Annotated in this window: 10 protein-coding genes; 2 read left to right on the forward strand and 8 right to left on the reverse strand. The window is 70.9% G+C overall.

Translation table 11 applies throughout. The annotated features are described in order from the left end of the window. Window positions 1-468: ABC transporter permease (locus B7767_RS43810; protein WP_143653057.1), on the forward strand; the 468-nt coding region annotated here is incomplete at its 5' end. Between the two features lie 20 nt (window positions 469-488). Further along, on the forward strand, window positions 489-1,292 hold the full coding sequence (locus tag B7767_RS43815; protein ID WP_085576628.1) for an ABC transporter ATP-binding protein: 804 nt from the start codon (window positions 489-491) through the stop codon (window positions 1,290-1,292). 241 nt (window positions 1,293-1,533) lie between these two features. On the opposite strand, the gene B7767_RS43820 is transcribed toward B7767_RS43815, so the two are convergent. The 8 genes from B7767_RS43820 to B7767_RS43855 all read right to left on the reverse strand — a co-directional run. After that, window positions 1,534-3,117: a glycoside hydrolase family 13 protein gene (locus B7767_RS43820; RefSeq protein WP_085576629.1), complete on the reverse strand. Its 1,584-nt coding sequence runs from the start codon at window positions 3,115-3,117 to the stop codon at window positions 1,534-1,536. 37 nt (window positions 3,118-3,154) lie between these two features. After that, window positions 3,155-4,021, reverse strand: a complete 867-nt coding sequence (locus B7767_RS43825; RefSeq protein WP_085576630.1) for a carbohydrate ABC transporter permease — start codon at window positions 4,019-4,021, stop codon at window positions 3,155-3,157. Further along, entirely contained in the window at window positions 4,018-4,971 is a 954-nt protein-coding gene (locus B7767_RS43830; protein ID WP_085576631.1) for a carbohydrate ABC transporter permease, read from the reverse strand. Before B7767_RS43830 ends, B7767_RS43825 begins: the two co-directional genes overlap by 4 nt. A 3-nt stretch (window positions 4,972-4,974) precedes the next feature. Next, window positions 4,975-6,318, reverse strand: a complete 1,344-nt coding sequence (locus B7767_RS43835) for an ABC transporter substrate-binding protein (RefSeq protein ID WP_085576632.1) — start codon at window positions 6,316-6,318, stop codon at window positions 4,975-4,977. A 136-nt stretch (window positions 6,319-6,454) separates the two neighbouring features. Continuing rightward, window positions 6,455-7,453 (reverse strand): LacI family DNA-binding transcriptional regulator, encoded by a 999-nt coding sequence (locus tag B7767_RS43840; protein WP_179167577.1) that lies wholly within the window; start codon window positions 7,451-7,453, stop codon window positions 6,455-6,457. Window positions 7,454-7,510: 57 nt separating this feature from the next. Next, window positions 7,511-8,170 carry a GntR family transcriptional regulator gene (locus B7767_RS43845; protein ID WP_085576633.1) on the reverse strand — a complete coding sequence of 220 codons (660 nt, stop codon included), beginning with the start codon at window positions 8,168-8,170 and terminating at the stop codon, window positions 7,511-7,513. Next, a complete protein-coding gene (locus tag B7767_RS43850) occupies window positions 8,167-9,168 on the reverse strand; it encodes a proline racemase family protein (protein WP_085576634.1) in 1,002 nt (333 codons plus the stop codon). The genes B7767_RS43845 and B7767_RS43850 overlap by 4 nt, the downstream gene beginning before the upstream one ends. 12 nt (window positions 9,169-9,180) lie before the next feature. Next, on the reverse strand, window positions 9,181-9,808 hold a 628-nt coding region (locus B7767_RS43855), incomplete at its 5' end, for a dihydrodipicolinate synthase family protein (protein WP_085576635.1).

Consider the following 9,808-nt stretch of genomic DNA (forward strand, 5'->3'; position numbering starts at 1 on the left):
CCGGTGCTGGTGCCGGTGATCATGCTGTTCGCGGGCATCGGCGACACGATGAAGATCGTCGTCATCGCCGGCGGCTGTGTCTGGCCGGTGCTGCTCAACACCGTCGAGGGCGTGCGGGCGGTCGACGCGGTGATGTCGGAGACGGCCCGCTCCTACGGCGTCACGGGCGCCGCGCGCCTGAAGGACGTGGTGCTGCCCTCGGCGAGCCCGCAGATCTTCGCGGGGCTGCGGCAGGCGCTGTCGATCGGCATCATCCTGATGGTGATCAGCGAGATGTTCGCCGCCAGCAACGGTCTCGGCTTCACCGTCGTGCAGTTCCAGCGCTCCTTCGCGATCCCCGACATGTGGACCGGCATCCTGCTGCTCGGTCTGCTCGGCTTCGTCCTCTCGGTCCTCTTCCAGCTGGTCGAGCGGCGGGCGCTCGGCTGGTACCACGGTCTGCGCGCCGCCGCCCGGCGGTCCCGGTGAATCTCGCGGAAGGGCGGTCGATGCTCGACGTACGCGGTCTGCGGAAGGTGTACGAGGGTTCGGGGCGGCACGTCGAGGCGGTGCGCGACCTGACCTTCACGGTGGAGGCCGGTGAACTGGTCTGTCTGGTCGGCCCGTCGGGCTGCGGCAAGACGACGTTGCTGAAGTGCGTGGGCGGGCTGCTCGAACCGACGGCCGGTGAGGTGTTCCTGGCCGGGCGGAAGGTGGACGGTCCGCCGCCCGGGACGGCGTTCGTGTTCCAGGAGTACGGGCGCAGCCTGTTCCCGTGGATGCGGGTCGGGCAGAACGTCGAACTCCCGCTGAAGCAGAAGGGCTTCGACAGGGCGAGGCGCCGGGCGCTGGTGGCGGACGCCCTCGCCTCGGTGGGGCTCGCGGACGCGGCCGGGGCGTACCCGTGGCAGCTCTCCGGCGGTATGCAGCAGCGGGTCGCGATCGCGCGGGCGCTGGCGTACGAGCCCGAGGTGCTGCTGATGGACGAGCCGTTCGCGGCGGTGGACGCGCAGACCCGCGCCGACCTGGAGGACCTGGTACGGCGGTTGTGGCGGGAGCGCGGGATCACGGTCCTGTTCGTCACCCATGACATCGACGAGGCGGTGTACCTCGGCGAGCGGGTGCTCGTGCTGTCCGCCTCCCCCACCGTCGTACAAGAGCAGCTGAAGGTCGATCTGCCCCCCGAACGGGACCAGTTGAGCACCCGCGCGGCACCGCGCTTCACCGAACTGCGGACCCATGTGTACGAGCGGATCCGGGCGGCGAAGCGCGGGGGCGCCACGGTCAGGAAAGATACGCCTCCACCTCACTGAACCGGGCGGCCGGCCGGTGTTGCCGGTGACGTGCGGCCGGACGTAGCGGATGTCGCCGCTGACCGGGGTCGTCACCGTGTTGCCGGTCGCCGGGTCGAAGCGGTGGTCCTGCGCGAGGGCGACGAGCGTGCCGGCGACCACAAGCCGTACCGATGGCCGACATGCTTGTGGCAGCCGATCCGAGGGGGCTCATGCGCTGGTCCCTTCGTGGTGGGGGCGGGGGGGACGAGCGGATGCGGTCTCAGGCGCGCAGCCAGACCGCGGTGTCCTTCGGCAGTCGCCCGCCGGGGGCCAGGGGACCACTGGCGAGGAGCGGCGCGGTGTGGGCCGGGAGGGCGGCGGGCGCGTCCCCGAGGTTCACCACGCAGATGGTGCCGCCGTCCGCGCGGGTGAAGGCGAGCACGCCGTCGGCGGTGGGGAGCCAGGTGAGCGGGCCGTCGCCGAGGACCGGGCGCAGACGGATCGCCTCGCGGTAGAGGGAGAGCATGGAACCGGGGTCCCGTGCCTGCCGGTCGGCCGCGTACGACGTCCAGCCGGCGGGCTGCGGCAGCCACGGTTCGCCGCCGAACCCGGCGTGCGGCGCGTCGGCCGTCCACGGCAGCGGCACCCTGCACCCGTCGCGGCCGGGGTCGGTGCCCCCGGAGCGGGCGTGCATGGGGTCCTCGATGCGGTCGAGCGGGATGTCGGCCTCGGGCAGGCCGAGCTCCTCGCCCTGGTAGACGTAGACCGCACCGGGCAGGGCCAGGGAGAGCAGGGCGGCGGCGCGGGCCCGGCGGGTGCCGAGGGCGAGGTCGGTCGGGGTGCCGAAGGCCTTGGTGGCGAAGTCGAATCCGGTGTCGGCGCGGCCGTAGCGGGTGACCGTGCGGGTGACGTCGTGGTTGCACAGCACCCAGGTGGCGGGGGCGCCGATCGGCGCGTGTTCTGCGAGGGTGTCCTCGATGGAGGTGCGCAGTCGTGCCGCGTCCCAGGGGCAGGTCATGAAGGAGAAGTTGAACGCGGTGTGCAGTTCGTCGGGACGGAGGTAGCGGGCGAAGCGTTCGGTGTCGGGGAGCCAGACCTCGCCGACGAAGACTCCGCCGTACTCGTCGGCGACGGCCCGCCAGCCCCGGTAGACGTCGTGGAGTTCGTCGCGGTCGACATAGGGGTGCGGGTCGCGGCCCTCGACGAAGTCGGGCAGCCGGGGGTCCTTCACCAGCAGGGCGGCGGAGTCGATACGGACGCCGGCCACGCCCCGCTCGAACCAGAAGCGCAGGATGTCCTCGTGCTCCTGGCGGACGGCGGGGTGGGCCCAGTTGAGGTCGGGCTGTTCGGGGGCGAACAGGTGGAGGTACCAGTCGCCGTCGGGCAGTCTGGTCCAGGCGGGTCCGCCGAACTCGGACCGCCAGTCGTTCGGGGGGAGTTCACCGCTCGCACCGCGGCCGGGGCGGAAGTGGAACAGTTCCCGTTCGGGGCCGCCGGCGAGCGCGGCCCGGAACCAGGGGTGCTGGTCGGAGACATGGTTCGGCACGATGTCGACGATCGTGCGGATGTCCAGTTCCCGGGCCTCGGCGATGAGTTTCTCCGCCTCGGCGAGGGTGCCGAAGGCCGGGTCGACCGTCCGGTAGTCGGCGACGTCGTAGCCGCCGTCCTTCATCGGGGACAGGTACCAGGGGTTGAACCACAGGGCGTCCACGCCGAGTCCGGCGAGGTACGGCAGCCTGGCGCGGACGCCCGCGAGGTCGCCGGTGCCGTCGCCGTCGCCGTCGGCGAAGCTGCGGACGTACACCTGGTAGATGACGGCGGAGCGCCACCAGTCGTCGCTCCGGGCAGGGGTGGGCTGTCCCACGGTGCGTGCCTTTCTCTTGTGCGGATGAGGTGCGGTGTCAGCCCTTGGTGCTGCCCGCGCTGATTCCGGCGATGATGTGCCGCTGGAAGACGAGGAACAGCGCGACCATGGGGATGCTGGCGATCACCATCGCGGCGATGAGCACGGTCAGCTGGATGTTCTGCGACAGTTGCACCAGGGCCACGCTGATCGGCTGCTTGCCGGTGTCGGAGAAGACCATCAGCGGCCACAGGAAGTCCTGCCACACGGCGACCAGGGCGAAGATCGACACCACGCCGAGCACCGGACGCGACATGGGCAGCACGATCGACCACAGGGTGCGCAGCTTCCCCGCGCCGTCCATCTCCGCGGCCTCGAGCACATCCGTGGGCAGTTGGTCGAAGAACCGCTTGAGCAGGTAGAGGTTGAAGGCGTTGGCGACGGCCGGCAGCCAGATGGCGAGGGGGTCGTTGAGCAGCCCGAGGTCGGCCACGGTCAGGTACTTCGGTACGACCAGGGCCTGCGCCGGGACCATCAGCGTGGCCAGGATGCCGCCGAGGACCAGCTTGCCGAAGGCGGGCCGGAGCTTGGACAGGGCGTAGGCGGCGGCCGTGCAGAACACCAGTTGGAACAGCCAGGCACCGGCCGCCTGCACCACCGTGTTCCACAGGTGCGTGGGCAGCTCCATCAGCTCCCAGGCGTCGGTGTACCCGCTGGTGCTCCAGCTCTCCGGGACGAGCGTGGGCGGGGTGCGCGCCACCTCGTCCGGTGACTTCATCGCGCCGCTCGCCATCCAGTAGACGGGGAAGAGGAAGGCGAGCGCGAACAGCACGACGACGCCGGTGAACACGGTCCAGTAGACGGCCCTGCCGCGTGGTCGGGCCAGCACCGCCGGCGAGACGAGGGTGCGGGGGGTGCTGCTCATGCGGCCTCCTCTCCGGAGCGGGTGAGACGGAGGTAGACGGCGGAGAACGCGCCGAGCAGGGCGAGGAGCATCACGCTCAGCGCGCAGGCGCCGCCGAAGTCGTTGTAGAGGAAGGCGTACTTGTAGATGAGGTAGAGGACGGTCACGGTCGCGTTCTCGGGGCCGCCGCCGGTGATCACGAAGGGTTCGGTGAACACCTGCATGGTGGCGATGATCTGGAGCAGCATCAGCATGAGGATGACGAACCTGGTCTGCGGGATCGTCACGTGACGGATGCGCTGGAGCAGGCCCGCGCCGTCCAGTTCGGCGGCCTCGTACAGCTCGCCGGGGATGGACTGCAGGGCGGCGAGGTAGATGAGGACGGTGCCGCCCATGTTGGCCCAGGTGGCGACGACGACCAGGGAGATCAGTGCGGTGTCGGCGCCGTTGGACCAGTTCGAGGTGGGCAGGTGGAGGAAGCGCAGCGCCTCGTTGGCGAGGCCTGCGCCGGGGTCGTAGAACCACTTCCACAGCAGGGCGCTGACCACCGGCGGGATCATCACCGGCAGGTAGACGACGACCCGGAAGAAGGCCTTGGCGTGCCTCAGTTCGTTGAGCACGAGGGCCAGGACGAAGGGGATCGCGAAGCCGACCAGCAGGGCGAGCAGGGTGAAGGTGAGCGTGTTGCGCCAGGCGGCACCGAACTCGGGGTCGCCCAGGACCCGGGTGAAGTTGGCGGTGCCGACCCATTCGGGGTCGGAGCCCGGCGTGTACTTCTGGAAGGCGATCACGACGGCGCGGATCGCCGGGTACCAGGAGAACAGGGCGAAGCAGACGAGTCCGCCGAGGAGGAAGCCGTAGGCGCGCAGATGGTCGGTGAGGCGGCGCCGTCTCCGGTCCCCTGCCGGGGACGGCGCCTTCACCGGACGGACCCGCACGGCCGTGGGCGGCCGTTCAACCGTCTTCGTCACCGGTCAGCTCCGGGCCAGGATGCCGTCGATCTTGCCGGAGGCGTCCTTCAGGAGCCGGTCGATGTCCGCGTCCTCCTTGGTGAGGACGGCGGAGACGACACCGTCGAGGACGGAGTAGAGCTGCTGGGCGTGCGGCGGCTCGATCTTCATCTCCAGCTGCCGGCTGCCGTCGAGGAAGGACTGGTAGTTCTCCACCGGGACGTTGGCGTTGGCCTTCTTGGCCTGCTGGTCCTTGGCGTCGGCGGCGCCGGTGAACAGGCGGGGCTCGGGCAGGCCGACCGGGGCGTCGTTCCTCTCGGCGCGGGCGTAGTCGCCGAGGAAGCCGTCGCCGGGGGTGAGGAACATGTGGTCGAGCCACTTGAGGCCGGCGCGGATCTGCTCGGGTGAGGCGTCCTTGTCGAACATGTAGCCGTCGCCGCCGATGAGGGTGCCTTCACCGCCGGGCATGGGGGCGAGGGCGATGTTCTCGTACTCGGCGCCCTTCTCCTTGACGAGGATCGGGATGTTGTCGGGGGCGGCGAGGTACATGCCGAGCTTGCCGGCGCCCATCATCTGCTGGACGTCGTTGATGACGAGCAGCTGCTTGCTGCCCATCGACTCGTCCTTCCACCGCATGTCGTGGAGGGTCCGGAGCACGGCGTGGCCCTCGGGGGTGTCGATGGTGGCCTTCTTGCCGTCGGCGCTCACCACGTCGCCGCCCTGGGAGTAGAGCTCGGCGGTGAAGTGCCAGCCGCCCTGGTTCTGGGCGCTGTAGTCGGCGTAGCCGACGGTGCCGTCGCCGAGTGCGGCGATCCTCTTGGCGGCGCCGCGGACTTCGGCCCAGGTGGTGGGTGGCCGGTCCGGGTCGAGGCCGGCCTTCTCGAAGAGTTCCCGGTTGTAGATCAGACCCATGGAGTAGCCGGTGCGCGGGATGCCGTAGACCTTGCCGTCGACGGTGTAGATGTCCCGCAGCTGCTGCTGGATGGTGTCGTAGCTCTTCAACTCCTCGACGTACGGGGTGAGATCGGCGGCCTGGTTGATGTCGACGACGTGCCGCACGTCGGTGAAGTACGTGTAGAAGACGTCCTCCATCTGCCCGCCGGCGAGTTTGGCGTCGAACGTCTTCGGGTCCTGGCAGGGGAACGCGTCGTGCGGGACGACGTCGATGCCGGGGTTCTTCTTCTCGAAGGCGGCGATGTCCTCCTCGAAGAACTGCCGGTCGACCTTGGCGCTCTTGGGCGGCATGCAGTTGACGGTGATGCGGGTCTTGCCGCCGGCGGCTTCGTCGCCGTCCGAGCCGCAGGCGGTGAGCGCGAGCGCGCCGACGCCTAGCGCGACGAGGGTACGACGGATCCCGGTGTTTCTCATCGGTGGACCCCTTAAGGGACAGGAGCGAGTGAACCCCTCGGAACAGGAGCGGTGGGCGGGGCACACTCAAGCACCGACGACATCGGTCAGCAAGATGTCGCGCAGAATTTGAAATTATTCGACAGTGGAGCGGACCTCAGGGACGGGGCGCCTGGGCGGTCGACCCCCGCACCACCAGCTCGGGTTCGAACAGCAGCTCGTCGGGGGCCACCGCACTGCCGCTGATCTGCGCGTTCAGCAGTTCCACCACCGCCTTGCCCATGGCCTCGATGGGCTGCCGGACGGTGGTGAGCGGGGGCTCCGTGCAGTTCATCAGCGCCGAGTCGTCGTATCCCACGACGGATATCCGTCCGGGCACGTCGAGTCCCTTGCGGCGGGCGGCCCGTACGACACCGAGGGCGAGGGGGTCGCTGGCGCAGATGAAGCCGGTGACGCCCCGCTCGATGAGCCGGGAGGCGGCGGCGTGGCCGCCCTCGATGGAGAACATGGCGCGGGCGACGTGCTCCTCGGGCACCTCGCCGGCGACCGCGCGGGCGGCGGACAGCTTGCGGGCCGAGGGCACGTGGTCACCGGGGCCGAGCACCAGCCCGATGCGCTCGTGGCCGAGCGAGGCGAGATGCCGCCAGGCCTGCTCCACGGCCACGGCGTCGTCGCACGACACGGCGGGGAAGCCGAGGTGCTCGATGGCCGCGTTGACGAGGACGACCGGGATGTTGCGCTCGGCGAGCCGCCGGTAGTGGTCGTGGGGCGCGTCGGCCTGGGCGTACAGCCCGCCGGCGAACACGACGCCGGACACCTGCTGCTGGAGCAGCAGGTCCACGTAGTCCGCCTCGGAGACACCGCCCCGCGTCTGGGTGCACAGCACCGGCGTGAGGCCGAGCTGGGCCAGCGCGCCGCCGATGACCTCCGCGAAGGCCGGGAAGATCGGGTTCTGCAGCTCGGGCAGGACCAGGCCGACCAGCCGGGCGCGCTCACCGCGGAGCTGGGTGGGCCGCTCGTAGCCGAGCACGTCCAGGGCGGAGAGCACGGCCTGCCGGGTGGCCTCGGAGACTCCGGGCTTGCCGTTGAGCACCCGGCTGACCGTGGCCTCGCTGACCCCGACCTTCTTCGCCACCACAGCAAGTCGTCGCGTCATGCACGCAAGAGTAACGCAAGAAACGCAAGCCGCTTGCGTTTCCGTGCAAATTCGTTGTCAGGGCGCCGCCCAGAGCCCTCGGACATGTCCGAGGTGGCGGGTCATCACGGTCCGTACGGCCTCCGTGTCCCGGGCGAGCAGCGCGTCGAGCAGCTCCAGGTGCTCCTCGGCCGACGCCTCCAGCCGCCCCTGCTCCACCAGCGCGGTCAGCCCGTACAGCCGTGCGCGCCGTCGCAGGTCCCGGACCACCTCGACCAGGTGGCCGTTGCCGGCGAGCGCCAGCAGTCCCAGGTGGAAGCGCTGGTCGGCCTCGATGTACGCGATGAGGTCGCCGGCCGCGGCGGCGGTGACGATCTCCTCGGCGACCGGGCGCAGCGCACGGAGCGCCACCGGGTCCGCGGTGGTGGCCAGGCGGGCCGTCGTCGGGATCTCGATGAGTGCCCGGACGTGGGTGTACTCGTCGAGCTGCCGGTCGGAGACGGCGGTGACCCGGAAGCCCTTGTTGGGCACGGTGTCGACCAGCCCTTCCTTGGCGAGGTCGAGCATGGCCTCGCGCACGGGTGTGGCGGAGACCCCGAAGCGGGAGGCGAGGCCGGGGGCCGAGTACACCTCGCCGGGACGCAGTTCCCCGGCGATCAGCGCGGCCCGCAGCGCGTCCGCGACCCGCTCGCGGTAGCTGGGCCTGCGGCCGCCCAGGTCGGAGAGGGCCGTGTTCACAGGACGAACCCCGCCGGGAACGGGTCGCGCGGGTCCAGCAGGTACTGGGCGGTGCCGGTGATCCAGGCCCGGCCGGTGAAGCTGGGCAGCACCGCCGGGCGGCCGGCCACCTCGGTGGCGCCGAGCAGCCGGCCGGTGAACCGGGTGCCGATGAAGGACTCGTTCACGAACTCGGTGTGCAGCGGGAGTTCGCCGCGCGCGTGGAGCTGGGCCATGCGGGCGCTGGTGCCGGTGCCGCAGGGCGAGCGGTCGAACCAGCCGGGGTGGATCACCATGGCGTGCCGGGAGTGGCGGGCGGTGGCGTCGGGAGCGGTCACCTGGACATGGTGACAGCCGCGGATGGACGGGTCCTCGGGGTGGACGGGTTCCCCCTCGGCGTTGATCGCCTCCATCAGGGACAGGCCGGCCGCGAGGATGTCGTCCTTGCGGGACCGGTCGTAGGGCAGCCCGAGCCGGTCCAGCGGCAGGATGGCGTAGAAGTTGCCGCCGAAGGCGAGGTCGTACGTCACCGTCCGCCCGTCGGGCAGGGTGGCCTCCCGGTCGAGGGCGACGGCGAAGGACGGCACGTTGCGCAGGGTCACGGCGGTGGCGGCGCCGTCCTCGACCGCCACCTCGGCGACGACGACCCCGGCGGGGGTGTCCAGGCGGATGGTGGTGACCGGTTCGACGGCCTCGACCATGCCGGTCTCGACGAGCACCGTCGCGACGCCGATCGTGCCGTGCCCGCACATCGGGAGGTAGCCGGATACCTCGATGTAGACGACGCCCCAGTCGCAGTCGGGCCGGGTGGACGGCTGGAGGATCGCGCCGCTCATCGCGGAGTGCCCGCGCGGCTCGTTCATCAGCAACTGCTTGACGTCGTCGCGGTGGTCGCGGAAGTACAGGCGCCGTTCGTTCATCGTCGCGCCCGGGATGGTGCCGATGCCGCCGGTGACGACGCGGGTCGGCATGCCCTCGGTGTGCGAGTCGACGGCGTGCAGGACGAGCTTGCTGCGCATGTCCGGCCCTCCCTACGCGAGCCCGGCCGCGACGGCCTTCTCGGTGGCCGCGCGGACGGCCGCCTCCTGACCGGGTTCCAGGGGTACGCGGGGCGGGCGGCAGGGGCCGCCGTGCCGCCCGACGAGGTCCATGGACAACTTGATGGCCTGCACGAACTCCACCCGTGAGTCCCAGCGCAGGAGGGGATGCAGTTGCCGGTACAGCGGCAGCGCGGTGTCGAGGTCACCGTCGGTGGCGGCACGGTAGAGCTCCGCGCAGGACCGGGGCAGCGCGTTCGGGTAGCCGGCCACCCAGCCCTTGGCACCGGCGACGGCGAGTTCCAGCAGGACGTCGTCCGCACCGATCAACAGGTCGAGTTCGGGGGCGAGTTCGGCGATCCGGTAGGCGCGGCGGACGTCCCCGGAGAACTCCTTGACGGCCTGGACGTACCCCTCGCCGTGCAGCCGGGCGAGCAGTTCCGGCACCAGGTCGACCTTGGTGTCGATGGGGTTGTTGTAGGCGACGACCGGGAGTCCGGCCGCGGCGGCCTCGGCGTAGTGGGCGAGGACGGAACGCTCGTCGGCGCGGTAGGCGTTGGGCGGCAGCAGCATCACGGCCCGGCAGCCGGCCTCGGCAGCCTGCTCGGTCCAGCGGCGGGCC

The sequence above is a fragment of the Streptomyces sp. 13-12-16 genome, assembly GCF_002114215.1.
Taxonomy (GTDB): domain Bacteria; phylum Actinomycetota; class Actinomycetes; order Streptomycetales; family Streptomycetaceae; genus Streptomyces.